Raw genomic sequence first — 25052 nt, 5'->3', positions numbered from 1 at the left:
GCAACACCCGGACTCATTCCGAACCCGGCAGTTAAGCCCGTTTACGTCAGATGCTGTACTGAGATACGCGAGTTCTCGGGAACCATCTAACGCTGCAATTGTTTGATTCGGAATAGTTCTTTTGTGAGTTTTTTTAATTGTTACTGTTAAGTTTTTTTTGTTCTGTACTGAGATACGCGAGTTCTTCGGGAATTTGAACGAAGTGAAGATGAGAAAATGCAGGAAGCATTTTCGTGACCATCTAACGCTGCAATTGTTTTGATTGAGATGAAGAGTCTTTTTTTGTGTTTTTTTATTTGTTACTGTCAGGTATATTTTGCAATTTTTTGTTATCCTGATATCATATCCTGTATGAGATACGCGAGTTCTTTGGGAATCTGAGCCCTGGTGAAGATGAGAAAATGCAGGAAGCATTTTCGTGTCCATCTAAACGGCTGCAATTGTTTTGATTGAGATGAAGAGTCTTTTTTTGTGTTTTTTTACTTGTTAATGTTAAGTCTGGATTTTTTGTTTTTGAGTATATTTTGATGTCAGATGCTGTTATGATATACGCGAGTTATTTTTATTAGTTATTTTAATCGTTACTGTCAGATCTGCGTTTTTTATTGAATCCTATCTATTTGCTGTATTAATTGCCGGCCATATGATGATACGGGCATCCTGCAACCATTTCAAAGAAATAGTAATTAGAATATTTTTATATTCTATAATGACCTATTACAAACCAAAAGTGTGCTGATATATTTTCCACGGCAAATTTCAGATATCTTCTCTTTATGATTTATCGAATAGTCCGGTAAAAAAGCACCAGAAATTATAGCCTGGAGGTTTGACTTAAAAAATTCGCATAGATAACCTCTAATCTGTCTGAGGGTTACGTTTAAAATTCCCCTGTGCATACCTGCGCGGGCTCAGGTCTGGTGCAGGCCGGAATATGAAATTTATGTGATATGCCCTTTCAGATAAAGACGAGATTACCGGATAAACGAATCAGATTTAGCAACAAAAACGTGATAAAATTAGAAGATTATGAGAATAAAAACAGAAAATCAGGTGAAATTATGGCATTACCCGGGATTATTACAAAAATAGAAGAAATATCAGGGATACCTGAAGAAGACATTGAACTGCTCAAAAAAGTTGAGGAGATGTATCCTTTCTTTTCAAATGAATATTATCTGTCACTTATTGACTGGAATGACAAAAATGATCCTATACGCCGTGTTATAATACCTTCTCCTGATGAACTTGACACACGAGGGGACCTTGATCCGTCCTGTGAATCTGATAATACCGTTGTAAAAGGAATACAGCATAAATACGGCCCGACTGCTCTTATGATAGTCAGCGACTCCTGCGGAGGAGTCTGCCGGTACTGTTTCAGGAAACGTATATTCACAGGTGCAGAATCCGAGACTGTCGGTGACTGCCTAAAAGAGATTGAATATATAAGAAATAATTCCTCAATCTCAAATGTTCTTCTGACCGGGGGAGACCCTCTGACGCTTCCGGCATCAAGACTGGAGACAATTATTCAGAAATTAAGGGATATAGAGCATGTCAAAATCATCCGTATAGGAACACGGATGCTTGCTTTTAATCCTCAAAGTATCTCAGACAATTCGCATCTTTTTGAAATTATTAAAAAATACAGCACAAAAGAGAGGCGGATTTATATTATGACGCATTTTACCCATCCGAGGGAAATAACAGGTGCTGCTGTGGATGCAATATCCTCCTTCATAGAGGCCGGTGCAATACTTACAAATCAGACTCCGATATTACGCGGGGTTAATGATAATCCGGATGTTTTATGTGAACTTTTAAACAAACTTGCGGAGATCGGCGTCCCGCCGTATTATCTGTTCCAGTGCAGACCCACAATCGGGAATCATCATTTTTCAGTTCCGATTGAAGAGACATGCGAACTTATCAAAAAAGCCAAAATAAACTGTTCCGGGCTTGCAAAAAGGGCAAAATTCATAATGTCGCATAAGACCGGCAAGATTGAGATTCTTGCCGCTGATGAGAATTTTATCTATATGAAATACCATCAGGCATCAGACTCCGTTAATATCGGGAAATTCATGATATTTAAGAAAAATCCTGATGCAAGATGGCTTGAGGATTATGGCCGCTGTGTTTCAGAGTCATAGACTAAAATCTTCTAAATTAATCAAACCATCTGATCTTTAGTAAAAATTTTTACCTGTCTCTGTTATTGCTTTTTTCATTCTTTTTTCATGTCATCCTGTTTTTACATATAGGTCATATAACCAGACCTATAGTATACATTTAATAACATAATGTATAGTATATTATACATGGGTGAGGAGGATGAAATACATCCCCGTGATATTCGACTATCCTCTGATCCCGGTATAACTCCGGTAAGGAGGAGATGAACCATGAAAAAGAATTTAAAAATAACAGGACTGTTTTTTGCGGCAATGCTTTGCATTTCGGCATTTGTAATGATGCCTGCAGCAGCAGCTCCAAATATGTCAGGAACAGAAGACAGGCAGTCTCAGGGTCCTTTTGGAATACTGGACAACCTTGATGCACAGGGCTATGATACTACAGATATCCGTGCAGCCATTGAATCCGGCGATCATGATACTGCCAGAGACTTAATGAAAGCTCTTATGGACGATGCAGGATTTGAGGCCGGAAATACTGGCAACAGAGGCTGCGGTGCAGGTCCTGAAAAAATGCTTGACAACCTTGATGCACAGGGCTATGACACTACAGATATCCGTGCAGCCATTGAATCCGGCGATCATGATACCGCCAGAGACTTAATGAAAGCTCTTCTGGACGATGCAGGAATTATCCCCGGAGATGGTGGCAACAGAGACGGTGCATTTCAGAAGAATCGCATGAGTAAAAACTAAAAAAATAGCAAAACATCCATAAAGCCGGAAATATTTCCGGCATCCAAAAAAACTCCACACTAAAAAGATTTAATCAGACCAAAAAATCTTAAAAAGAGACTTACAAAAATCCGCAGAATATAATATCATTGAGAATAGGAAATTTCAGGTTTAATTCAGGCATCGGCGCTGCAGTCAGCTTTGCCGGAGGATATCTCTTAACGCCTGGAATGCCCGGGACAACCGGGTATTTCTTCTCGTTTGGCAGTATCATGTATGTCCCGGCAGGGATGTTTATCGGAATTATGATATGTCTGATATCAGGTGTATATCCTGCATGGAGTGCATCGAAGCCTGACCCGATTGAGGCTTTGAGGGCTGAATGAGGTTTAATAATAAATTTTTATTTTTTTTAGACAGGATTAGCTTAATATCGGTTACACCTACTTTTTTGAGTATATTAAAAAATTAGAGGAGCTTCGGCTTGTTGATCTTGTGAAGAAGGATGGGGTTCATGGGAGGATGAGTTATGTGGAGATGAGGGGGTGAATCCCTCCCATTATGCTATTGCCTCAATTTCGGCGGTTGTAATTATTGAGTCACAGCTGAACAAATCCTTCAATGCTGAATGACTGATAGTTTCCTTTTTTGCCCTTTGGCAAAGGCGAATCAAATTCTTTGCGGTAATGCCACTGCCGTGAATCTTTTTGCTTTCATAATCTGATGTTTCCGCAACCAGCTTCTTAATTGATGTGCTGAAAGATGATGAGAAATTGCCGCTGATATATGTAAAGAATTTCAGCTCTGTTCCTTCTGAATATTCACTGATATTTGGAATGTAATTATAAAGCATTCTATTTTTGTGATCGTTTTCTAATGAATAGCTATTGTAAGCTTTTGAATCTAATATTCCACAATAAAAGTCAGATTCTGATATAATAATTACATCGGGGTTGCCGCCTGGTCTTCCCACTGGTTTAATTTGACCGACACGTTTTGCTTTGTACCCTAATATTTTACTGAATATTTCCTTTGTGGCCGTTTCAAATGCAATGGCATTTTTTTGCCCCTGATGTGCCATATTTATGTAATTCTCTTCAAAGTACACCAAGCTGTCAGGCCTCTTCTTTTCAAGAACTTCTCGGATCTTTTCTTTGCGATATCCAACACTTTCATGCAACTTGTCAATTAATTCAGAATTAATCTCAGGATACAGACTTTCAGAAGCTAAATCAAAGAATTTAGCCATAATCCACCTTTCACTGACATTTTCTTCAGAAATAGGATTTTTTGCGTCAAATTTGCGTGTATCTTTAGTATGATCTGGATCAATGCCATATCTTCTTTGGAATCTGAGCTGATCATCAGGTGAATCAATTAGAGGTTTATTGCTATTAAGGAAGTTTTGAACAATAACTGCTCCATCAGAATCGATCTCTATTGTTGACTTATTGGGCCGAACAATAAATTGACAGCTTTCTAAATAATTCACAAAAATATTTACCTTGTCCATGAGGTAATTCAATCTTTGTTCAAGTGTATGTCTGGTTGTCCTTGCAGAAGAAGTATCTTTCATGAAAGTGTCAGGATATTGATAAGAGTGGCCATCCGCCCTGTATTTTAAAATGGATTTTTTTATTGAATTAAGGTCTTTTTCATTTTTTGCGTAAGGAAGCAGAAACAAAGCAATTTCTTTGTGATCAAGAAATTTTATCTCATTGTCAAGTAAAAGCCGAAGAACAAACAAAAATGGCCTGATTTTAAAATCTGGGTTTATATTAACATTTTGCCGGAGGCTGTATGGTGAGGGATATTGAAATTTTAGAAGCTGGTGTTGCAGAATATCTACTGGATTTGCCCCGTCAATTATTGCCTGCCCTGCCAATGTTGTCCGGAAACATTCTGTCCCGTCTGTGTTATCTTTAAAAATTAAACCCAAAGCTGATAATTGTGCTTCATATGTCCTTGCACCTCCGCTGTTTGGATCGTATTGTTGTCCTCCTCCTTTATATCCCGCACGTTCAAGCAGTTTTTCAAATCTGCTCTGCATCTCCCGATTCCCTGCCCAGCCTTTTCCTTCATTGACTGCAACAAATGCAGTTAAAGTGCCTGGGATATGTGACAAAGTTCTCTTGTTTTTTGGAACCATCCAAGTATTCATCGGCATCTGTTGTTCAGGTTTATTTTTTTGTACAATCAATCTTTCTAAGAATCTCATGTTTATTTGCGATGCACTTCTCTTAAGTAACTAAAAAGTACAAACTATAGTGGTAATGAGGACAGGATCACACAAGCGAAAACAGCGGGTTTTTAGGCTGGGAGAGTTATTTTGTGGAGCGGGCGGTTTAGCATTGGGCGCCTCAAAAGCTTCTTTTAGAACAGATAACACTCTTTACAAATTTATGCATGAATGGTCTAATGACTTTAATGCCGATGCCTGCAAAACCTATCGGAGGAATATCGCTTCTAAAAATCCTGATTCTGTAATATGCAGTGATGTCAAAACTCTGGATATTAAATCATTGAGCAATATTGATGCTTTTGCATATGGTTTTCCCTGCAATGATTTTAGTGTTGTAGGTGAAAAAAAGGGATTTGACGGCGAATACGGCCCCCTTTATACATATGGATTAAAAGTGCTGGATCATTTTAAGCCTAAAATTTTTATTGCTGAAAATGTAGGGGGTTTGGCCTCTTCAGGCAATGCCCTAAACGTTATTAAGAAGGATCTTGAAAATGCAGGCAATGGCTACAATTTAAACACTCATCTTTACAAATCAGAGGAATACGGCATACCACAATGTCGGCATCGAATAATTATTGTAGGTTTTGAAAAGAGTTTAGATTTCAAATATGAAATTCCAAAACCCACACATCTTAATAATTTCATTTCAGCTAGGGATGCTTTGGAAAATCCGCCAATTTCTGAAGATGCATATAATAATGAATTAACAAGGCAGTCTAAAACAGTAGTTGAGCGTTTGAAGCACATCAAACCTGGAGAAAATGCCTGGACTGCAAACCTTCCTGACGATCTTAAACTTAATGTTAAATCTGCACGATTAAGCCAGATATATAAGCGGCTTGTTCCGGACAAGCCGTCTTATACAATAACAGGCAGTGGAGGCGGAGGAACCCATGTTTATCACTGGAAAGAGAACAGGGCCCTTACAAATCGAGAACGTGCAAGAATTCAGACGTTTCCGGATGATTTTATTTTTGAAGGCTCAAAAGAAAGTGTGAGGAAACAAATAGGAATGGCAGTGCCTCCTAAATTATCTGAAGTGATATTCACTCAAATTTTGAAATTATTTGCAGAATACGAGGACAAATCATAATTATCTTTATAGGCAATTCATTTCTATTTTTTTAAAGCAACAATTATTTTCTTTGCCGCATCATCAGCATTCTCCTTAATTTCATGCTCCCATATTCTGATGACAGTCCACCCCAGCTCTTTAAGCTTTTGATTATTTGCTCGGTCCCTCTCAACATTTCGATTCAGTTTAGGTAGCCAGTATTCTGTATTGGATTTCGGCTCAACAAAACATTTGGGGCACTTGTGCCAGAAGCATCCATCGACAAAAACAGCAGTTTTGTATTTTGCAAAAACAATATCGGGCTTTCCTGGAAGATCTGATTTCAGCCTGTATCCTCTGCATCCCATAGACCAAAGTGACTTTCTAAGGATAATCTCTGGTTTGGTGTCTTTTGATTTGATGTGTGACATCACTCTGCTTCGGGTTTCTTTTGAATAGCAGTCCGGCATTTGTATCAAATATTAAGTTTAATCTTAATTTTCCTAAAAAATTCCCCTTACCCTCATTCTCCTCCCTCAAAAGCCTCCCGTAACACCTCTCACAAATCGCAAGCTTTAGATCACAAGACCTAAACAAAGCCTTCCCCTCATCACAAAGACCGCACCGGCCAAGCTCAACACTCACCCTCTCAAAATCCACTGCACACATAACGCCCGGAAGCCGCCCAATGAATATCATATGGAGAATGAATAACGAGATGCCTGCCAGGATTCTAAAGTTTGCGAAAAAGATGATTGTCGGGTGAATTCAGATCTTAATTCTATATCATCGGATTTCTTTGAAATTGCATTTACTCCCGTCAGCAGCGTTTATCTTTGGAATATCCGGTGCAGCCCGAATCAATGCAAAAAGTTCTCAGGTCAGGCGTTTCGGTTTTTCATGCCGGATTTTTGGAAACCTTATCTGGGTTCCTGAGGGTGCATTTACCGAAAACATCTACCTGGTTGTTATGTCCGGGTTCTACCGGATAACGGCGGTATACGGGTTTTTTAATTCTTCTAAAAGAGATGAAATTACTATGCCGGGAGAGGATGATATCCTTAAAACAGATGCAAATGAGTGTAATAATTAACTTTAATTTTATTTTTGCAGTCTAATAATCTTAAAATGCATCCTATCTTACTTTCAGATTTAGTATATTGAACAAGTATAACAGTTTTATCTAATTAAAAAAAGGGGGGAAATAAGACAGCCAATCCGTCCTTATCATATTTGGGGGGTTGATAAGGCGAAACTGACCAATTAAAAATATGTTGAAGGGAAAATAAACTTTTTGGTTTTGATTTGCCAGTGAATTACAATTTCAGCTTTTTAAAGAGACTTTAATAAAACATTAACTAAAAAAATCCCATATTCCATCAAACGTTCAGATTATCTTATTTTACATAATTAAAAGAATATCAGTTGATAATTTTCTCAAGCTCAGAGAGGCGTGCTCTTTTCGCATCCAAAAGGCTGACTATTTCAGAAAGCTCCCCTTTATCCTCTACCGGTGAACCTGCCTCCATTACCCTTTTAAGGCAGTTAAACATCTCATCAAGTACCCGGACATTATTACAAAGCCGGGCATATTCACTTGCAGCTGCCTCATCTGCGCCGGATTTTAAGGCTTTTTCACACTTTGTGGCAATATCGTCCTCTTCAGCAAAAAATCCGCTGACAAGTCTTCCAAATTCTTTCATGCGAAGAGGCTTCATAGCAAATCCATTTAATATCCCCTCATAATTAAGAATCTCCTGTGGAAGAGGAATCTTTCCTGTGAGGACAATCACAGGAACATTTTTGGTGCGTGAATCATCCCGAATCAGGGATAAAACCTCCCATCCGCTCATTGGCTCCATCATGATATCCAGGATTACAAGATCCGGGATCTTCTCAGCAAGGGCTGAAAAAGTCTCACTGCCATTACCGGCTGTTCTCACTGAAAATCCCATATTTATTAATAATTCCTGATATAAAGAGAGGACATCAGGGGTGTCATCTACCACCAGAATATCTTTCATTTTTATTTCTCCTCCGTTTCAGTCTCTATATTTTCTATTCCAATCCCGTAATTACCTTTTAAAAAATCCCAGACCTTCTTAGATTTAACCCATCCGGCATCCAGCATTGAGATAATATCGTTAATTATTCTGACCTGCTCAAATATCTTTTCAGATGACTGAGGGCATTTAAGATCCACAATGCCGGCAATAACAGCAAGCGGATTTCTGATCTGATCGTTTAAGGTAGCAAACTGCTCTAAATTCTCCTCTATCTGACTAAAAGCTGCCTTTTCACGCTTTTCCGCCTCTACTCTTTCAGTTATGTCACGTAAAATAGAAACCCGTCCGGTAAGATTTCCTGCCGAATCATACAAAGGGGTTACAGAATGCTCAGTTGGAAATAAAGTTCCGTCTTTTCGCTTCATCATAAATTCAAACCGGGGGACCGGTTCGTGCTTTTTGAGATATGGATAAATATGCCTGTGGAAATTCTTAAGTGACTCATTGTCCACATGCAGGAAATCTGTTGTATGTCCTGTCATCTCCTTTCGGCTATATCCAAAAACTGATATTGCAGCCTCATTTACTGCCTGAATAGAGCCCGGATAGCCATCAACGACGAATGCAGCGTCCTGAATTGACTCAAATGTCCGCAGGAATAGTTCCGTTTCATGCATTATAGCATCCTGCGCCTTTTTATTCTCAGTCACATCCCAGACCACAGAGATCACCATGCCTTTTTTGGGGAGCGGTATATTTCTCGCATTTATGAAGGATGTCTCTTCTCCTGTTCGGGTTATTGGAATATTCTCCCAGTGCATCTTTTCAGGATCTCCGCTGTTACAGTCATTTAAAACCCTTTCTTTTAACTTTTCCTTAAAGACCGGATCTTTATAGACAATATCCCAGAATGAATCAGATTTTTTAAGCTCTTCTGCCGTTATCCGGTAAAACTTCAGGAAATTCCGGTTGAAATATTCAAAGTTAATCTCAGGACTGACAGAATTAACAGCTATTCCGACAGGGATATTGTCAAGCACAGTCCTGATGTATGCCTCATTTTCCTTAAGCATCTCCTGAGCCTGCAGGATTTCATCAAGCTGTTCTCTGAGCTCCTCTTCTGCGGCTGCAAGCTCTTCATTCTTTCTTTTAAGTTCTTCTTCAGCCTCTCTTTGGTCGGTTATATCCCGTATGAGTGCTATGACCTCATCCTCAAGATATGGTATTATGCGAGCCTCATAATACGAGAGTCCTCCATGATGAGGGAAGGAATATTCAACCCTCTCCATTCTTTTACTATTCAGTGCAGAACGGATTGTTTTCATAAGTAATACTCCCAAATCACCCGGAATCATATCAGTTACAGTTTTTCCGATGCTCTCTGATTTGGGGGCTAAAAGAAGGCTCTCATCCGGTGCCCTGATGTCAGTCAGAGTTCCGTCTCCCCTGCAGCGGATAAGAATGTCCGGGATGGCGTCAATAATGTGCTGGTTTAAGTCCTCTATCTTTCTAAGACTTTCTCCTGCCCGTATCTGATCAGTGATATCCCTTATCACCCCGCCTACTCCTGTCTTTTTGTCAGCAATTTCAAGAGGGAATTTTATTGTTTCAAAAACCCGGTCACCAACAATCTCCTCGGAAACAACTTTTTTACCTGTCTCAATCGCGTTTTTATCAGATTCAAGGCATTTTGCGGCAGCGTAAGAGTCCATAAGTTCAAAATCTGTCTTATAGAGCAGCTCCTCTCTTTTAAGCCCGAAGAAGTTCAGGGTTGTATCATTGAAAATTATGTATCTCAGTTTCTCATCCTTGACAAACATCAGATCAGAGTGCGAATAAAAAAAGGAGTTAATAAGAATATCATTCCGTCTTTTTGAAACAATTGATTTAATCTTACGGAAGAGTTCGGCAAACTCTGCTTTTTTATCGCCTTTCTTCTGGATATAATAGTCAGCACCACTGTTGAATGCTTCAATGATGACATCTTCGTGACCTTTTCCGGTGAATATTATAAATGGTGTATTATCCCCCTTTTCACGGATTTTGCGTAGCAGTTTGAGACAGTCACAGTCGGGCATCTGAAAATCAGATATGATTGCATCAAACGGCTTTTTTAAAAGAAATTCTGCCGCATCTGCTAAATTCCCGCATATTGTAACCTCAAATTCCCCGCCCTGCTCAGGGAGAAGTTTTCCTGTCTCAGGAAATGAGTTGCCGGTATCCATATACAGAACCCTGATTTTTCCGATTCTGCCGGACACTGGATCTTCCTCCGGTATTTTATCTTCTTTTGTCATCCTCATTTCCTCTCATCATCAGAAGGCGATATCTCCCTGTACTTTCCTTTTGGCACATGGATTTCAAACCTTGCACCCTCGCCGAATATTCCAGTCTCTGTAATTATAAGGCCGGTAATAGCAAGAATTTCCCTTGAAAGGAAGAGCCCCAGTCCGGAATTTTTGAAATACTCTCTCTTAAAGATCTTCTCTTTTGCTTCACTCGGAATCCCCATTCCGTCATCCTCGCAGACAATTACAAGTTCATCCGGAGTACCATCTGTGAAAAATGAGATCTCGCTGATAGTTTCGCCATGCTTTATAGCATTATCAATCAGGTTGAAGATTACTTTTTCAAAGAGCGGGTCGGCAAATATCTCAGTATTTTTGATATCGTTTCGAAGCTTCACCCCGTCAAATCTGAAGCTTTCCTGAGTTGCCGTAATAATACTCCCCACATCAAACCATTGCGGAGCCTGCTCACCGAGATCCTTGTAATATCCGGTAAAGATGATCTCCTTTTTTATTGTCTCAATGGCCACTGAAACATTATCGATATATTTTTCGGCTTTTGTATCCTTTGGAATTGCTTTGTCGAGCTGCAGCATCTCCATGTATCCTGCGGCAACAGTAATCTGATTGAGGATATCATGGCGGGTTATGCTTGAGAGCATGTTAAGTTTCTTGTTTACCTCTTTTAAGGCATCTTCAGCCTTTTTCCGCTCAGTGATGTCTATAGTGAACAAAAGGACGCCGTAAACATTGCCATTCTCGTCTGAAAGCGGGATCTTATCTGTCTGAACCCACAGACTCTCTCCGGCTGCTGTTGTCAGCGGTTCTATAATACCAAGTTTGGGTTTTTTTGACGTTATTACCTCAAGATCGTCTTTGTAGTACGCATCCGAAAGTGAGGGGAAGAGATAAGAGGCATTTTTTCCTTCAATCTCTTTGACCGACCTCCCGAAAGTCTTTGCAACTGCCGGGTTTACCCTGACAAAATTATTCTCTGTATCCTTGTACCAGATCATAGCCGGAGCATTTTCGATGATGATTTTGAGATCCCCAATAAGTTTGGTAAGCTGTGCTTTGGACTCCAGAAGGGCATCCTCTGCCTCTTTGCGCTCAGTTATATCCCGCCCGATTCCCAGAACGCCGATCAAAACTCCGTTTTCATCATTCACCGGCGTCTTTATGGTTTCAAGGTATGCACGATGTCCGTCGCTGGCAAAAGTGATCCATTCCTCATTTATTGTGGGTTTTCCGGCTTTCATAGCATTAATATCATTTTTACGGAAGGAATCGGCGAGAACTTTATCTATGAAATCATAATCTGATTTTCCTACAATTTCACTCTCTTTTGCACCGAAAAATTGTTCGAATGTTGTATTGCATGACAGATAAATGCCGTCCGGATCTTTAAGCCAGATTAGATCAGGTATATTCTGCAGAAGTGAACGAAGGTGAGCCTCACTCTTGCGCAGCACTTCCTGTGTATTTTTCCGCTCAGTGATATCACGGGCGATGGTACAGGAATATCTGACTCCATCATGTGTGATTAAGTACTCAAGTATATCCACAGGATATGATGTACCGTCAGGATGTCTGTGTACGGATTCAAAACTAGAACGGCCTTTTTTCAATATTTCAGACCAGATATCCTTCCACTGATCTTGCGTAATCTCAGGGTTGATATCAAAGATTGTCTTAGTTATGGGGAAATCAGATTCGATTCCGAATGATTCGCGTGCCCGGAGATTTGCATATATAAGCTGACCTTCACTGTTGACATAATATATCTCGTCCGGAGAGTGATCAAATGCAAACTGGGTTCTCTGGAGGAGAGATTCGGCCTGTTTTCTTGAGGTTATATCCTCACCTGAACTGAGAGTGCCTGTGATATTTCCTTCTTCGTCTCTTATCAGACTGCTTTGCCACAGGAGTGTTCTGATATCACCGTTTTTTGTCAGAACATCATATTCCAAAGATATGTAGGATTCAATATCTCCTGTCATTGCGACTGAAAACATCCTGAGCCCCTCATCCCTTTTTTCAGGAGGGATAATGTTGTCGATAAAATCCATACCGACTATCTCGCTCTCTTCATACCCCAGTATCTCGCAGCCTTTTGGATTTATCAGTCTGACGATTCCTTTTACATCAAGAACAAGAAACATCACTCCGGCCACTTCAAGATACATTTCAAGTTTATCTTTCTCTTTTGTGAGTTCCTTCTCCTTTAGAGAAAGCTCCCTAAATATTATCTCCTGTGGACGCCTGATTCCTGATTCTACAAGTGCATAATAGATCAGTGCGAATGAGACAATCTTGAAGAGATGCCCTGTAAGATTTGAAAAATCGTATACACTGACATAGAAAGTGAATGCAAGCTCTGAAAGAATGGTAAAGAAGATGGATATAATGACTAAATTGAATATCCCCGGTTCGAAATTCTCCTTTCGCCTGTATAAAAGGTATATTGCCAGGGCCAGCATCAGGCAGATTAAGTATTCACTTCCAATCTTAAAGGCTGTAAGCCCCTGCCCTTCTATGTAGCAGACGGGGAATAACCCTGTAAATATTGTGATCAACAGTGCAGAGAATATTGCAGTATATACAGCCAGTTCTTTATATGCATCAACCTTTCGTGAGATTAGCAGTGCTGCTGCGATAAGAGTTGCCGCCTCAAGATACCTTCCGGCAATCCATAGCTGTGTGGGAAGATTTGCATCAAATCCGGCAAAAATATTCATCCCCTTATACGCCAGCGTATGCAGCAGATCAATTCCGCCGATAAACAGGTATGCAATACCGATAAAAAGCAGGTATTTATTGTCTATATAATCCCGGCTGTTCCATGCGATTATGAATATCGCCGCTGCGATAACGATGCTGAAGAGTTCGGAAAGTGTATGGAAGAGGAGAAAGCTGTACAGTGAGGTGAGTGAGAAGAAGACCAGTATTATACCAAGCACAAGTAAAAATATTGAGTCTTTCCTGTTAAGGATGGAAAAAATCTTTTCTTTATCCTCCATACTGGTTAATTGACACAGGGGCTGATAAATATTTTTGAGGTAATTGCACTGTATTATCCAAATAACCGGTCTGAGGATTTTGCCGTAAATGAGACTCTTTTTAACTGGCAATCCCAGAGTAAAACCTCTGAGAATTCTCCGACAGGTAAAAGATACATCAGTTATGACTCAGAGGGTTCCAAAGTTCTTCTCCTTTTAAGAGAGTATAAAGAGGTGAATAATCGAGCACAGCCCTATATCTGTCCTGGAACAGCAGGATATGTAAGTCACACAAAAAGCCGCCCAATGAATATCAGATGGAGAATGGATGAAGAGATGCCTGCCAGGATTCTAAAGTCTGCGAAAAAGATGATTGTCGGGTGAGGGTCTGTTCAGATTCTCTCAGGTATTCGTTCAGTGCATCGTCTCGTAAAACAGCGTTGCATAGTAACTCCCGGCACACCCGAAACACTCTGCGGGCGATATAAATATCACATCCTCCGCCGGAAAATGAGAATATATATACAAAAATCATTCAAATGTAGCATATGAATTTTACGGACATCAGCCGGGTGCATACATATGTTCTGTGTGTCATCATCTTCGGACTGATTCTTTCATGCGGATGTATTTCAAAATCGGTTGATTCTGAAATTACTTCACCCACAGAGGATACCCCCCTCCCGCCTCCTCCGGATGATATCAGCTCCGGACTACAGAATATTGTTACAACAGGTCTGGAAACGACCGGGGTACCGGGATTATTAATCGAAATTTCAACACCTGAATGGATCTGGAGTTCTGCCGCCGGGAATGCCTCCCTTTCTCCCCCGGTTCCTGCAACGCCTGATATGCGTTTTATTATCGCCAGTGTCACCAAAACCTTCACCAGCACTGCCATACTGAAACTCAGTGAAGAGGGAAAATTATGTCTTGATGATCCTATCGATCAATGGCTGCCTGCAGAGATCGCAGAAAAAATACCGTACTCCTCCGGGATTACCATACGGCAGCTCCTTGACCATACGAGTGGTATTGCTGATTACAACGAAGATGAGATCATCCGAACTGAATACCCCGAACCAGATCTTCCGGTTCCTTACCAGTACGGGATGTGGCAGGGAATCAATGCGAGCCCGCTATTTGAACCGGGTTCGGACTATGAATATTCGAATGTGAATTATATACTCCTCACCCTGATCATTGACCAGGCGGCCCAGACACCGTATGAGGACTACATCACCAGAGCAATTCTTGTGCCGGCAGGCATGAATCAGACCTTCATCCACCGGACCAACAGCATCCCCGGACCACATATGGGGTGCCCGGGAGAAGAGTATGTTGACGGAGAACTGCCCGATTTTTCAAACCTGTATATTCAGTTTGACAGGGGGGCAGGGGATATCGTTAGTACACCGTCCGACATGAACAGATTCCATCTTTTACTTGAAGATGCGAAGATCATAAGTCCCAAATCGCTCCAGGAGATGAAAGCGATTAACAAAATGGAGTATGGACTTGGATACGGACGCATCACTAACTCTTCAATGAATGTAACGCTATGGGGACATACCGGAGGATATCCGGGATCATATACTATGTGGTACTACTGGGAAGAGGAAGAGACTGCATTGACTATCAATCTGAATTCACTTGGAGATATAGGGGCGGCAAACAGGGAGATTCTCATTCCCGTTCTCAGTTACATTCAGCAACAGGATTGAAATCATACTCCCTTTTTCAGACCTGTGACTATCTGACTGATGTCCGCGGCTTTGAGGCACGGAGTCTTTGATATTTCCCATAATTTTCAGCAGCAATCTCACCTGATAAAATAACAAACTAATTTTCCCAATCAAAAATGCACAAAAACCTATCATAAAAAAGATTAACCTTCAGTCACCACTAAATTAATACAATGATCCGGGTCGGTCTGCTTGGTTGCGGAAATGTTGCAGAGGTAATTGCCGGTGATGATAACGGCATCAATATAACGGCGCTTTTTGACTCCGTACACTCACATGCAGAGCATCTCTCAGAAATAACCGGAGCTCCGGCTTTTGAGAATTTTGAGGATTTTTTAGCTCAGGATTTGGATATAATAGTTGAGGCTGCATCGGTCGCAGCAGTATATGAACATGCTGAAGATGTCTTAAGGTCCGGAAAAGATATCGTCATTCTTTCAGTCGGCGCTTTTGCCGATAAGGATTTTAAAAACACCCTCTTATCGACAGCAGAGAGAGCCGGAAAAAAGATAAGAATCCCGAGCGGCGCAATAATGGGCCTTGACAACTTAAAGATAGGCCAGATCTCCGGAATCTCAAAGCTTCTTTTAAGAACAACGAAAAACCCGGCTTCTTTGCGTATAGAAACAGACAAAAAGACTCTCGTATTCTCGGGAAGAGCTGATGAGTGCATAAAGCGGTTTCCGAAAAACATCAACGTCGCAGTTGCTCTTGAACTTGCAACAGGCCACGATGCCGAGGTTGAACTCTGGGCAGATCCCGATATAACAAGAAATATCCATGAGATATTTGTCGAGGGCGATTTCGGGGACTTCTACCTGAGGATTAAAAACAATCCCTGCCCGCAGAATCCTGCAACAAGCTACCTTGCGGCTCTCTCCGTTATAACGCTCTTAAAAAACCTGGAAAAGCCGATGGTAATAGGAACCTGAAAAAATCAAAAAAAGATTATGACCATAGCAGAAGATATCAGACGGTTAAAAAAAGATAAAAATGCCGTAATACTTGCGCACAACTACCAGCCGCCTGAGATACAGGACCTGGCTGATTATACAGGCGACAGCCTTGAACTTGCAATACTGGCAAAGAAGGCAGAAGAGGAGATAATAGTAATCTGCGGTGTCATGTTCATGGCAGAGACCGCCAAAATCCTAAATCCTGAAAAGAAGGTGATAATCCCTGCAGAGGATGCCGGATGCCCCCTTGCAGACTACTTAACAGCCGGTATGGTCAGAGATGCAAAAAAGAAATACCCGGATGCTGAAGTTGTCCTCTATGTAAATTCAACCGCAGAAGCAAAAGCTGAGGCAGATATCACATGCACATCCGCAAATGCAGTCTCAGTCTGCAAATCATTAAAATCAGACACAATACTCTTCGGGCCGGACTCAAACCTTGCATCATGGGTCGCGGAAAATCTGCCCGGAAAAACAATAATCCCGCTTCCAGAATGGGGGAACTGTCCGGTACATGCCGATATTTCTCCATCTTTGGCAGCGGATGCAAAAAGAGACGGCTACACTGTTGTCTGTCACCCCGAATGCCCCAAAGCCATAAGGGATGAATGCGACCTTGTGGCATCAACCGGCCAGATGATAAAAGAGGCATACCGGTCGGATAAATGGGCGGTTTTAACCGAAAAGGACATGGTTCATCGTCTCAGAAAAGAGTTTCCCGAAAAGGAATTTTCAGGCTTTGAAACAATTGTCTGTAAGGACATGAAGCTGATAACCTTAGAAATTCTCAAAAAAGCGCTCGAAGACGAAAAACCGGAGATAGACCTTCCGAAAGATGTAATAAAAGGGGCAAAATCTGCAATTGAGCGGATGATAAAAATTAAGGGCTGATATAATGGTAATCTCACAGAAACTTCTCTTTTACCTTGAAGAGGATATAGCAGGCGGCGATATCACATCCGGTGCCGTTGTTCCAAAGAAGGTAATCAGCGCAGTAATCATTGCAAAAGATGCCGGAATCATTGCAGGACTCGCAGAGGCAGAATCCCTCTTCACACATTTCGGAGTTGAGTGCGAGCAAAAACGGAAAGACTCAGACAGGGTAAAACCCGGTGATGTCTTAATTGAGCTCTCAGGAGATGCAGCCACAATTCTTTTAATTGAAAGGACTGCTCTGAATATAATCGGCAGAATGAGCGGCATTGCAACAAAAACAAGAGAGCTGTCAGATTTAATCAGGACCAAAAACCCGTCCGCAAATGTTGCAGGCACAAGAAAGACATCGCCCGGTTTTCGTGAGTATGACAAAAAGGCGATAATACTTGGCGGAGGGGATCCTCACAGGTACAGCCTCTCTGACGGATTTTTAATAAAGGATAATCACCTTGCACTCTGCCCCTTAAAAGAGGCGGTAAAAAGGGCTCATGAATACACGGCATATAAAAAGACAGAAGTCGAGGCCGAAAGCATTGCGGATGCAATAACAGCGGCAGAGTGTGGTGCAGATATAATAATGCTTGACAACATGCCGCCTGAAAAAATAAAAGAAACAATAGATGCCCTTTGGGAAAGGGGACTTCGCAAAAATATTTTAATTGAGGTTTCGGGGGGAATAACAGAGGAGAATATTCTCTCTTATGCAGTTACAGGTGTAGACAGAATAAGCATGGGAGCACTTACACATTCTGTTAAAAATTTCGACGTCTCACTGGAAGTAAGACCGGCATTAAAGACTGTCAGAATAAATCTATAAAAAAAAGCCCGGAGAAAAAGACTCCGTATATTATTCTTCTTCTGATTCTTCGGATTTCCGGGCTTCACTCAGATCGAATTTTATTGTCTGCAAAGCAAGTCTGATAAGGCCCAGGTTTGCATTTGTATCGGCAAGAACGCAGATGAAAAGTTCATTTATTGGAGTTACTATCAGTTTACCTTTGGGAGTTTCCAAAAGAAGCTGGTTTAGGTCTCCCATCATCAGATCTTCTGTCATTTTGCTTCCGGCACGGACTAAATCCTCTGCAACCGCAGCGACATGCTCAAAATCAGCATCTCCTACTGACTGGAGAGCAAAACCCTCAAAGAAAACAGAAACTCCCTGGACTCCCGGCTGACGCATCACACTCTGAAGAGTTTCCGGAGATAAAACGCTGTCGCCAACAACCTCTTTTTCTTCCTCATCCTCTTCAGGGATACCGAAATCATCCATGATTTCTGCCTTTGCAGTTTCAAGCTCTTCCGGTGTGTATGTACTGAGGACACAGTTCACTGTCTCCTCCTTTAGCATCGTCCTGTATGCATCCTTACCGGATAACTTCAGATCCCCTGCGATAAAGCCTCCGGCAACCGGTTTTCCCTTCTCAACAAGAAGAAAACCCCCGCCTTTTTCTACTTCTGCCTTTACATAGCCGGTAAAATCCGGACTGAACTCAAAGAGCCTGGCAAGCGAGATCTGTATCGCCGCAATACGCTCTCCTGCAGGAAGACCAGGGTTCATAATGCAGCCATTATTCTATCACGGTTTTTCTTGAGCTCATATCTGAGACGGCCGATGTTTACGCCCTCCTGTGCAACAATCGCTATCAGTTCATCATCAGACAGGGGAGCAATTAGAATCGGACCTTCCTCCATCTCGACAATGATCTGATTCATAATCTCTTTTCCAAGTTCCCTGCTCATCGCCTCGGATGTTCCAAGACCTGTTGATGCCATTGCGCCAAGAGCTTCAATATCCACATCACCTGATACAGCACTTTCAATTACAAAACCGTCTCTGCCTGCAACAACTGCGGCTGTGACGCCGTCAAGCTGCAAAAACTCACTCAGAATCTGTTTTAACATAATACCTAAATCTCCTTATATCCGTCTGAATTATTTATTGTTGCGGTTAATTTCGATTGAAATCGGCATCTTTCCTATTGCATGGGTTGCACAGGATATACAGGGATCGTATGCCCTGATTACCATCTCAATTTTATTTGCCGCACTTTCTGTTAAGACACCGTTCTCAATAACCTTTCTCGCGACATCCTCAACACCTCTGTCCATACCATAGTTGTTCTGGCAGGTTGCGACAATTAAGTTGCATTTTGTGATAAAGCCCTTCTCATCGACAGAATAATCATGAATAAGAGTTCCTCTTGGCGCCTCCACTATGCCTACGCCCCTTGAGTTTACAATGGCGTCAACCATGGTGCGTATATCGGTTCCGCATATTGAGGACTCTGAAAGCATTGCGACCGCTTTTTCACAGCAGTAGAGAATCTCTATATAGCGTGCAAGATTGTAAGCAAGGGTTGTCTGTGTAAAGTCACCAAAAGTACTTCTGTACTCCGAAAGAGCCGCATCCGCAAGCGGAGTTCCCATCTCTTTTGCTATGTTCAACCTTGCAAGCGGGCCGACACGGTAGAATTCCTGCGACTTTAACCTTGCAAATTTAAGGTATGACCAGTCTTCGGAATACTCCTCAATATGGTTGAGATAATCAACATCTGAGATAGTTCCGAGATTTTCTCTTCCTTTGCCGACAATTTCCACAGGTCCGTCATAGATTGAGAATCTGCCGTTATCAGACATTCCCATGAATGCGGTTTCAACTGAACCAAAGCTCTGGTCTGTCTCGTCAAGGATGGTCTTTGCAGTATCCCATCCCTCTTTGGCAATGACAAGTGAACTGTTTGCCATAGCCAGCATTTCAGCTCTCTTCTGTTCAGTGAGGGGGTGGGATATTCCGCCGGGTATGCATGTTGTCGGGTGAATCGGTTTTCCTCCGATTGCCTCTGTAAGTCTCTGGCCGAATTTTCTGATTTCTATTGCTTTTTTAGCGAGTTCAGGTGCCTTTTTGACAAGTCCTATAACACTTCTGTCTGCAGCAGGTGCATCATGCCCCACAAGAAAGTCAGGTGCCGCAAGCATGAAGAAATGAAGTGAATGCGAGTGGATGAACTGGCCAAGCATCAAAAGTTCACGGAGTTTTTTTCCTGTCTCCGGAAGTGTTGCTCCGAATATCTGATCGCATGCCTTTGCTGAGGCAAGGTGATGTGAGGCCGGGCAGATTCCGCATATTCTTGGTGTGATCCTCGGTGCTTCCTCAACGGCAGAACCTATCAGAAATTTCTCAAATCCCCTCAGTTCGACAACCTGGAAATGCGCTGAATTCACATTGTTCTGATCGTCTAAGTTAATTCTGACATTCGCATGCCCTTCTATTCTTGTAACAGGGTTTATTGTAATCTCTCTCATCCGCTTCTCTCCTTTACAAGATCACGTATCTTGGAATTTTCCTTGTCCTCCATGATCAGACTGCCGATTGTAAACGGATACATCGTGTGTGCAACATCATAGAGCTCGGATTCAATCTCTTTTTGTGGTCTGTCAGTCAGATCACATATTCTTCTGACCATCATATTGTGCAGGTCACGGCAGGGCTCTCTTAATATATCTAGGGACGGCCCGTTGCATCCGTGGCAGGGGATATTGTTCTTCGGACATGATGCACCGCATCTTCCGAAGGTTACAGGGCCCAGGCAGAGATATCCCTGTCCCAAAAGGCAGTGCTCCCTGTCAGGTGTTCCTTCATAGCGTCGTTTAAGTGTCCAGTTCTCAACAGAGCCCATCTTTCTGTCGCACTCGGAGCAGACAGATTTTCTGGAAAGTTCAAGTGTGTCTCCTTTAATAAGTGCCGGGAGAATCTGGCTTAAAAACTGCTCTTTTGGAGGGCATCCTGTGATGTAATAGTCCATCTTCACAAGATCTCCGAGGGCAAATGCCCTGTATGTAAACGGAGGGACATCAGTCGGGATCTTTCCGTCCTCTTTTACAGTATCAACCTCTCTGTAAACTGTGTTTAAGAGATCCTCATTGCTGCTGAGCATGGAAAGGCCGGATATTCCTCCGTAGCAGGCGCATGTGCCAAGTGCGATCAGAATCTTTGACCTGGCTCTCATTTTTAGAAGTCTCTCCTGATTCTCCTCGTTTCTGACACAGCCTGTTACAAATCCGACATCCACATCTTCGGGCGGCTCTTTTACATCCATTACTACAGGTGAGTAAACAATCTCTGCATCTTTTAGAAGGTCAAGTATTTTTTCATGCAGGTCCAAAACCGCAATTGTGCATCCTGAACATCCTGCAAGTTCCTCTATTGCTATCTTCATAATTTACCACACCTTACTTTAAAATAAGCTTTTTTAAGCATGCGTTCGGTCCGGTATGCATTATATCAAGCTTTACACGGGAACCTGTGATCTCTTCTATTGCTCCGACAACATATCCGCAGAGAGTCTGGCACAAAGGCCCTTCCTGCTCCTGGCCGTTTCTTCTGAGGGTCTGTCTCACGATACAGTCATGGAATACGAGATAGATAAATCTCTCACCGTTTTCTTCTATTATGAAGGTGTCGCTGTCTGCCGGTTTCCAGACCTCAAAGCTGTATTGTCCCTGAAGCAGGTCAGAGAGTTCATGGAGTGCATCTTCAATATCCTCTCTTTTCTGGAAGTATTTGGCAACTTCATGGCCGAATTTCTTTCCTGCCCTGAATGTTACCGCATTTGCGCCTCTTCCCGCAATCTCCTCTAAGGAACGGATAACAAGACCGTTTAGCTTCATAACGCCGTGAAGTGTCGCCTCCATCTCCTTTGCCGGAGGGATGCACTGGAGAGGGATATCCTCGGATTTGTATGTAATGTCCGAATTAAACTTGTCATGTAGTTCGTCAATGTAACTTGCAGTCATAGTCATATCACCTTCTTTAACATTTCACATACCCTGATGTCGATATAGTGCCTTTTTGCAGCGTAAATTCCCTTATGTTCAAGGGCCTGTGCAGGACATATCTCGTGACAGGAAAGACATCCCATACAGTCCTGTGGTCTTACCGGGACGCTTTGTTCGTCTATTAGTTCATAAACGTTCATCGGGCAGTCCTTAACGCACAGACCGCATCCGACGCATGAATCTTTATCTACATGTATCTCTATCATGTTTTTTCACCACCAAAGAAGATTTTTTATAAAATCACTTCATCCCGCTAATTCCGCGAACAGCTTCGGCTAAAATTTCAATTTCGTTGTCAGAGAATTCCATTCTTGATTTTAAGTCTGTTACATCTTTTAAAAGCTGGCGGATGCGGACATACATTACATATATTATAAAGAGAAATATCAGGTTTAAAACTGCGAGTCCTAAAATTAAAACAACATCAATTGACATCTTTACCTCCGGGGAATAATGCTTTTGCAAATCTTTCTATGAATTTTTCTTTCTTTTTTGCTATTTTCAAATCGTCCTCTTTGTAATCTATTCCGATAATAGAGCTTGAAATACGTCTGAATGCTCTTGATGCATCCGATGTCGGATACTTTACAACAATAGGCGAGCGGCTTGCAGATGCACGCCGGACATTTATGTCCTCAGGTATCATTCCAATGATTGGGACACCCAGCATCTTTCCGATCTGGTCACGTGTTGTTGTATCATTAATAGTACCCACACGGTTGATTATCGCACCGCGGATTTTCCCCCCTATCATCTCGGTGAGCATCTTTGTTTTTAATGCATCAACAATTGATGATATATCCGGGTTTACAACCAGAATTACCTCATCCGCAACTGCGAGAGGGATGATTCCGTCATGGTTGATCCCTGCAGGGGCATCAATGATGAGGAAATCACATTCATCAATTATATCATTTAAGACATCTTTTAACCGGCCGGGATCAGAGCTTTTAAACCCCTCCAGTGAAAGTCCGCTCGGTATAACAGAAACCCCGAACGGACCGTCATATATTGCTTCATGTATGTCAGCTTTTCCTGCAAGCACCTCATGAAGCGTTATCGGCATATTTTCGAGGCCGAGAACAAGTCCCAGGTTGGCCATCCCCATGTCCGAGTCCAGGATATATGTTTTTTTCTTGTGGTAGGCAAGCATGGAACCCAGATTTGAAGTAACTGTGGTCTTTCCTGTACCCCCTTTGCCAGATGCAATTGTAAATACGGTTGTCATATATTTTTTAACCCCTAAAATATACAATTTTTAAAGATTTCTTCTGAGAATATATCTGATATCACGTTCAATTAAAACAAGATCTTTCTCAGACAGGTCATCTTCGGATTTAATTATTCCCACAACTGTTCCTCCCTTATGGGGAACCCCTATTAATCTTACATTTGCAGACTCGGGCTGCTCTCCCTGAAGATACAGATAACTGTAATTTGCCGCATCCTCGTCAGGATTTGGATCGGTTGAACTTATCACAAGGCCGTCAGATGTTGCCATTGTAAAAGAGGTCAGACTATAGTGCTTAAAAAGCTCAATTAAATTCTGTTCAATGGATTTGTCCCTGTACATCTTTGAGGGATCAGATTCCTCCTCTTTTTCTTCTTCCTTTGGTTCCTCGTTAATAACTCCTTTCTGTGCCTTTTTGAGCAGCTTCTCTGTTTTTTCCTCAATTTTAACAGGAAATGCCTTTTTAAGGCGGACCAGGATCAGAATGCCTGTTAAAAATAATAAAAACAGTAATACTGCAATAGCTGTAAGCATCAGATTTGCATATATTGTTGGATCAATGTTCATTCTTCTTTGTCTCCGGATTTTTCATTTTCAATAAGATGGTCAAGATGGATTCTCTTCAGAATTTCCCTTGCATTCTCACGGAAGTTCTTGTTTATTGATTCAAGATCGGATTCATTGAGTGAAAGCTCAAATTCCCCCTCTTCCTCTTCCTTTTTTTCACCGGCTTTTTCGTCCTGAATACTGCCGGCAGACTCTGCGGGCTTTGTTTTCGGACTTATAAAAGCAGACTTTTCTTTTCGTTCAGTTTTTGGACTTTTTGAAGCAGGCTTTTCTTTTCGCTCAGTTTCCTTTTTTTTGGATAATTTTTCTGCGCAAAGTGATGAAACTGCCAAATTAAAATCTTCCTGGCTTATTAGAAACTTCGGATTAAACTCTTTTGAAAGTTTGATCTGTGACTCATTGTACACTGACAACTCTGCCGTAACAAGGCCGTCCGGATCGGAAAAAATTTCAAAGAGGACTTTTGAACCTGAATTGTCCTGAGATTCAGCAAGAATTGTTTCTCCCTGATCAAAGATCAGCTCCCCCTGAGATTCTCCGAATATTCCCGAACAGCAACCGGAAAATTTGTTTTCACCAAGTTCGTTGAAAATATCCCTTATTGTAACATTGCGAACAAACCGTTCAAATCTGCCCCTTGGCAGTTGCATAATGATCACTGATGTATAATCACTAATATTAATCTTCTTATTTTATTTTTGTAAAAAATTTATAGATAATAATCTGTTTTTGATTATAAAAAACGGAGATTTGTGTTTTTTTTTAAAAAGCTATTTTATTTTTCAAAAATCTTTATTATACTCCCGCATGCTTTCTCAATTCCCTCCATAACCTCGGGGTCGATATCCTCGCTGTACTCTTCAACGAAATCAACCTCAATTCCTATGGTTATTATCTCAATTCCCGGAATAATCTCCTTTGCAACCTCAATAACCTCGGATATTCCTGCGTCATGAAGAGACATTGTGGACGGAATCACAGGCGGAGTATCATAAAATATTTTGATATCGCCTTTTTTCTTCCCGATTCCAAGCATGGCATCAACAATTATAATCCGGTCAAACCCGTCCATATCCCCGATAAGACCCAGACCTCCTGTTCCGCCATCCACCAGATCAAGATCAGGCCTTATCTCTCTGAGTCTTTGTATAGTGCGCACTCCGGCTCCGTCATTTCCCATAAGAGGATTTCCACACCCGAATATTCTTGTTTTTTTTACAGATCTGTTCATCTTAAATCCTTTTTGGTTCTTTTTGGCTATATTTCTGACGAATGGGCCGGTTGTATACTGTTTTGTTAAAAGAGCAAAATGAGAT

Annotated in this window: 27 protein-coding genes and 1 rRNA gene; 11 read left to right on the top strand and 17 right to left on the bottom strand. The window is 41.5% G+C overall.

Annotation, left to right across the window (positions count from 1 at the left end; all coding sequences use genetic code 11):
* The 4 genes from rrf to ACTB1O_RS04865 form a co-directional block, all read left to right on the top strand.
* A 5S ribosomal RNA gene (rrf, locus tag ACTB1O_RS04880) occupies positions 1-101 on the top strand; the annotation flags it as partial.
* A 960-nt stretch (positions 102-1061) separates the two neighbouring features.
* Complete coding sequence (locus tag ACTB1O_RS04875; RefSeq protein WP_462994018.1) at positions 1062-2156, top strand: KamA family radical SAM protein; 1095 nt, start codon at positions 1062-1064, stop codon at positions 2154-2156.
* 252 nt (positions 2157-2408) lie between these two features.
* Entirely contained in the window at positions 2409-2894 is a 486-nt protein-coding gene (locus ACTB1O_RS04870) for a hypothetical protein (protein ID WP_462994017.1), read from the top strand.
* Between the two features lie 128 nt (positions 2895-3022).
* Positions 3023-3259 carry an ABC transporter permease gene (locus ACTB1O_RS04865; RefSeq protein ID WP_462994016.1) on the top strand — a complete coding sequence of 79 codons (237 nt, stop codon included), beginning with the start codon at positions 3023-3025 and terminating at the stop codon, positions 3257-3259.
* A gap of 173 nt (positions 3260-3432) precedes the next feature.
* Here the strand turns inward: ACTB1O_RS04865 and ACTB1O_RS04860 are convergent, their stop codons facing one another.
* Entirely contained in the window at positions 3433-5091 is a 1659-nt protein-coding gene (locus ACTB1O_RS04860; RefSeq protein ID WP_462994015.1) for a restriction endonuclease FokI C-terminal domain-containing protein, read from the bottom strand.
* A gap of 55 nt (positions 5092-5146) precedes the next feature.
* On the opposite strand from ACTB1O_RS04860, the gene ACTB1O_RS04855 reads away from it, so the two are divergent.
* Entirely contained in the window at positions 5147-6211 is a 1065-nt protein-coding gene (locus ACTB1O_RS04855) for a DNA cytosine methyltransferase (RefSeq protein WP_462994014.1), read from the top strand.
* Positions 6212-6234: 23 nt separating this feature from the next.
* Here ACTB1O_RS04855 and ACTB1O_RS04850 read toward each other — a convergent pair whose 3' ends face one another.
* Positions 6235-6603, bottom strand: coding sequence for a very short patch repair endonuclease (locus ACTB1O_RS04850; protein ID WP_462994013.1), 369 nt, complete (start codon positions 6601-6603; stop codon positions 6235-6237).
* Positions 6557-6871: a hypothetical protein gene (locus tag ACTB1O_RS04845; protein ID WP_462994012.1), complete on the bottom strand. Its 315-nt coding sequence runs from the start codon at positions 6869-6871 to the stop codon at positions 6557-6559. Before ACTB1O_RS04845 ends, ACTB1O_RS04850 begins: the two co-directional genes overlap by 47 nt.
* Before the next feature lie 100 nt (positions 6872-6971).
* On the opposite strand from ACTB1O_RS04845, the gene ACTB1O_RS04840 reads away from it, so the two are divergent.
* Positions 6972-7265, top strand: a complete 294-nt coding sequence (locus ACTB1O_RS04840; protein ID WP_462994011.1) for a hypothetical protein — start codon at positions 6972-6974, stop codon at positions 7263-7265.
* A gap of 328 nt (positions 7266-7593) precedes the next feature.
* On the opposite strand, the gene ACTB1O_RS04835 is transcribed toward ACTB1O_RS04840, so the two are convergent.
* Genes ACTB1O_RS04835 through ACTB1O_RS04825 form a run of 3 tightly spaced genes read right to left on the bottom strand, consistent with a single transcriptional unit; the run spans position 7594 to position 13486 of the window.
* Positions 7594-8196 carry a response regulator gene (locus ACTB1O_RS04835; RefSeq protein WP_462994010.1) on the bottom strand — a complete coding sequence of 201 codons (603 nt, stop codon included), beginning with the start codon at positions 8194-8196 and terminating at the stop codon, positions 7594-7596.
* A gap of 2 nt (positions 8197-8198) precedes the next feature.
* Positions 8199-10475 carry a PAS domain S-box protein gene (locus ACTB1O_RS04830; RefSeq protein WP_462994009.1) on the bottom strand — a complete coding sequence of 759 codons (2277 nt, stop codon included), beginning with the start codon at positions 10473-10475 and terminating at the stop codon, positions 8199-8201.
* 2 nt (positions 10476-10477) lie between these two features.
* Complete coding sequence (locus ACTB1O_RS04825) at positions 10478-13486, bottom strand: MASE3 domain-containing protein (protein WP_462994008.1); 3009 nt, start codon at positions 13484-13486, stop codon at positions 10478-10480.
* 9 nt (positions 13487-13495) lie between these two features.
* On the opposite strand from ACTB1O_RS04825, the gene ACTB1O_RS04820 reads away from it, so the two are divergent.
* The 5 genes from ACTB1O_RS04820 to nadC all read left to right on the top strand — a co-directional run bounded on the left by ACTB1O_RS04820 (position 13496) and on the right by nadC (position 17919).
* Positions 13496-13849: a DUF3427 domain-containing protein gene (locus tag ACTB1O_RS04820; protein ID WP_462994007.1), complete on the top strand. Its 354-nt coding sequence runs from the start codon at positions 13496-13498 to the stop codon at positions 13847-13849.
* 164 nt (positions 13850-14013) lie between these two features.
* Complete coding sequence (locus tag ACTB1O_RS04815) at positions 14014-15189, top strand: serine hydrolase domain-containing protein (protein WP_462994006.1); 1176 nt, start codon at positions 14014-14016, stop codon at positions 15187-15189.
* Positions 15190-15383: 194 nt separating this feature from the next.
* Positions 15384-16142, top strand: a complete 759-nt coding sequence (gene nadX, locus ACTB1O_RS04810) for an aspartate dehydrogenase (protein ID WP_462994005.1) — start codon at positions 15384-15386, stop codon at positions 16140-16142.
* Between the two features lie 18 nt (positions 16143-16160).
* Complete coding sequence (gene nadA, locus ACTB1O_RS04805) at positions 16161-17057, top strand: quinolinate synthase NadA (RefSeq protein WP_462994004.1); 897 nt, start codon at positions 16161-16163, stop codon at positions 17055-17057.
* 4 nt (positions 17058-17061) lie between these two features.
* Positions 17062-17919, top strand: coding sequence for a carboxylating nicotinate-nucleotide diphosphorylase (nadC, locus tag ACTB1O_RS04800; protein ID WP_462994003.1), 858 nt, complete (start codon positions 17062-17064; stop codon positions 17917-17919).
* A gap of 30 nt (positions 17920-17949) precedes the next feature.
* On the opposite strand, the gene ACTB1O_RS04795 is transcribed toward nadC, so the two are convergent.
* The 11 genes from ACTB1O_RS04795 to ACTB1O_RS04745 all read right to left on the bottom strand — a co-directional run bounded on the left by ACTB1O_RS04795 (position 17950) and on the right by ACTB1O_RS04745 (position 24967).
* Positions 17950-18660: a roadblock/LC7 domain-containing protein gene (locus tag ACTB1O_RS04795; RefSeq protein ID WP_462994002.1), complete on the bottom strand. Its 711-nt coding sequence runs from the start codon at positions 18658-18660 to the stop codon at positions 17950-17952.
* Positions 18657-19004: a roadblock/LC7 domain-containing protein gene (locus ACTB1O_RS04790; protein ID WP_462994001.1), complete on the bottom strand. Its 348-nt coding sequence runs from the start codon at positions 19002-19004 to the stop codon at positions 18657-18659. Before ACTB1O_RS04790 ends, ACTB1O_RS04795 begins: the two co-directional genes overlap by 4 nt.
* A 30-nt stretch (positions 19005-19034) precedes the next feature.
* Complete coding sequence (locus ACTB1O_RS04785; RefSeq protein ID WP_462994000.1) at positions 19035-20405, bottom strand: Ni/Fe hydrogenase subunit alpha; 1371 nt, start codon at positions 20403-20405, stop codon at positions 19035-19037.
* Entirely contained in the window at positions 20402-21319 is a 918-nt protein-coding gene (locus ACTB1O_RS04780) for an NADH-quinone oxidoreductase subunit B family protein (protein ID WP_462993999.1), read from the bottom strand. Before ACTB1O_RS04780 ends, ACTB1O_RS04785 begins: the two co-directional genes overlap by 4 nt.
* Before the next feature lie 13 nt (positions 21320-21332).
* Positions 21333-21896: a hydrocarbon binding protein (contains V4R domain) gene (locus ACTB1O_RS04775; RefSeq protein ID WP_462993998.1), complete on the bottom strand. Its 564-nt coding sequence runs from the start codon at positions 21894-21896 to the stop codon at positions 21333-21335.
* A gap of 2 nt (positions 21897-21898) precedes the next feature.
* Complete coding sequence (locus ACTB1O_RS04770; RefSeq protein WP_462993997.1) at positions 21899-22144, bottom strand: 4Fe-4S dicluster domain-containing protein; 246 nt, start codon at positions 22142-22144, stop codon at positions 21899-21901.
* A gap of 34 nt (positions 22145-22178) precedes the next feature.
* The gene (locus ACTB1O_RS04765; protein WP_462993996.1) at positions 22179-22373 is read right to left on the bottom strand and encodes a hypothetical protein; all 195 of its coding nucleotides are present in this window, start codon (positions 22371-22373) and stop codon (positions 22179-22181) included.
* Complete coding sequence (gene minD, locus ACTB1O_RS04760) at positions 22363-23166, bottom strand: cell division ATPase MinD (RefSeq protein WP_462993995.1); 804 nt, start codon at positions 23164-23166, stop codon at positions 22363-22365. The genes ACTB1O_RS04765 and minD overlap by 11 nt, the downstream gene beginning before the upstream one ends.
* A 30-nt stretch (positions 23167-23196) precedes the next feature.
* Positions 23197-23736: a hypothetical protein gene (locus ACTB1O_RS04755; RefSeq protein ID WP_462993994.1), complete on the bottom strand. Its 540-nt coding sequence runs from the start codon at positions 23734-23736 to the stop codon at positions 23197-23199.
* Positions 23733-24386 carry a hypothetical protein gene (locus ACTB1O_RS04750; protein ID WP_462993993.1) on the bottom strand — a complete coding sequence of 218 codons (654 nt, stop codon included), beginning with the start codon at positions 24384-24386 and terminating at the stop codon, positions 23733-23735. The genes ACTB1O_RS04755 and ACTB1O_RS04750 overlap by 4 nt, the downstream gene beginning before the upstream one ends.
* Before the next feature lie 125 nt (positions 24387-24511).
* Entirely contained in the window at positions 24512-24967 is a 456-nt protein-coding gene (locus ACTB1O_RS04745) for a hydrogenase maturation protease (protein ID WP_462993992.1), read from the bottom strand.
* Positions 24968-25052: the final 85 nt, after the last annotated feature.

Source organism: Methanomicrobium sp. (assembly GCF_055145805.1).
The sequence above is the reverse complement of the archived record's forward strand: the minus strand, read 5'-3'. Positions and strand labels throughout refer to the sequence as shown.

Excerpts from the sequence above, each read along its gene's own strand:
- ACTB1O_RS04795 (WP_462994002.1), bottom strand. The coding sequence starts at position 18,660 with ATGAACCCTGGTCTTCCTGCAGGAGAGCGTATTGCGGCGATACAGATC.
- ACTB1O_RS04855 (WP_462994014.1), top strand. The coding sequence starts at position 5,147 with ATGAGGACAGGATCACACAAGCGAAAACAGCGGGTTTTTAGGCTGGGA.
- ACTB1O_RS04830 (WP_462994009.1), bottom strand. The coding sequence starts at position 10,475 with ATGACAAAAGAAGATAAAATACCGGAGGAAGATCCAGTGTCCGGCAGA.
- nadC (WP_462994003.1), top strand. The coding sequence starts at position 17,062 with ATGGTAATCTCACAGAAACTTCTCTTTTACCTTGAAGAGGATATAGCA.
- ACTB1O_RS04745 (WP_462993992.1), bottom strand. The coding sequence starts at position 24,967 with ATGAACAGATCTGTAAAAAAAACAAGAATATTCGGGTGTGGAAATCCT.
- ACTB1O_RS04770 (WP_462993997.1), bottom strand. The coding sequence starts at position 22,144 with ATGATAGAGATACATGTAGATAAAGATTCATGCGTCGGATGCGGTCTG.
- ACTB1O_RS04825 (WP_462994008.1), bottom strand. The coding sequence starts at position 13,486 with ATGGAGGATAAAGAAAAGATTTTTTCCATCCTTAACAGGAAAGACTCA.
- ACTB1O_RS04790 (WP_462994001.1), bottom strand. The coding sequence starts at position 19,004 with ATGTTAAAACAGATTCTGAGTGAGTTTTTGCAGCTTGACGGCGTCACA.
- nadX (WP_462994005.1), top strand. The coding sequence starts at position 15,384 with ATGATCCGGGTCGGTCTGCTTGGTTGCGGAAATGTTGCAGAGGTAATT.
- ACTB1O_RS04765 (WP_462993996.1), bottom strand. The coding sequence starts at position 22,373 with ATGTCAATTGATGTTGTTTTAATTTTAGGACTCGCAGTTTTAAACCTG.
- ACTB1O_RS04815 (WP_462994006.1), top strand. The coding sequence starts at position 14,014 with ATGAATTTTACGGACATCAGCCGGGTGCATACATATGTTCTGTGTGTC.
- ACTB1O_RS04835 (WP_462994010.1), bottom strand. The coding sequence starts at position 8,196 with ATGAAAGATATTCTGGTGGTAGATGACACCCCTGATGTCCTCTCTTTA.
- ACTB1O_RS04870 (WP_462994017.1), top strand. The coding sequence starts at position 2,409 with ATGAAAAAGAATTTAAAAATAACAGGACTGTTTTTTGCGGCAATGCTT.
- nadA (WP_462994004.1), top strand. The coding sequence starts at position 16,161 with ATGACCATAGCAGAAGATATCAGACGGTTAAAAAAAGATAAAAATGCC.
- ACTB1O_RS04785 (WP_462994000.1), bottom strand. The coding sequence starts at position 20,405 with ATGAGAGAGATTACAATAAACCCTGTTACAAGAATAGAAGGGCATGCG.
- minD (WP_462993995.1), bottom strand. The coding sequence starts at position 23,166 with ATGACAACCGTATTTACAATTGCATCTGGCAAAGGGGGTACAGGAAAG.
- ACTB1O_RS04755 (WP_462993994.1), bottom strand. The coding sequence starts at position 23,736 with ATGAACATTGATCCAACAATATATGCAAATCTGATGCTTACAGCTATT.
- ACTB1O_RS04780 (WP_462993999.1), bottom strand. The coding sequence starts at position 21,319 with ATGAAGATAGCAATAGAGGAACTTGCAGGATGTTCAGGATGCACAATT.
- ACTB1O_RS04860 (WP_462994015.1), bottom strand. The coding sequence starts at position 5,091 with ATGAGATTCTTAGAAAGATTGATTGTACAAAAAAATAAACCTGAACAA.
- ACTB1O_RS04775 (WP_462993998.1), bottom strand. The coding sequence starts at position 21,896 with ATGACTGCAAGTTACATTGACGAACTACATGACAAGTTTAATTCGGAC.
- ACTB1O_RS04875 (WP_462994018.1), top strand. The coding sequence starts at position 1,062 with ATGGCATTACCCGGGATTATTACAAAAATAGAAGAAATATCAGGGATA.
- ACTB1O_RS04750 (WP_462993993.1), bottom strand. The coding sequence starts at position 24,386 with ATGCAACTGCCAAGGGGCAGATTTGAACGGTTTGTTCGCAATGTTACA.
- ACTB1O_RS04850 (WP_462994013.1), bottom strand. The coding sequence starts at position 6,603 with ATGTCACACATCAAATCAAAAGACACCAAACCAGAGATTATCCTTAGA.
- ACTB1O_RS04845 (WP_462994012.1), bottom strand. The coding sequence starts at position 6,871 with ATGATATTCATTGGGCGGCTTCCGGGCGTTATGTGTGCAGTGGATTTT.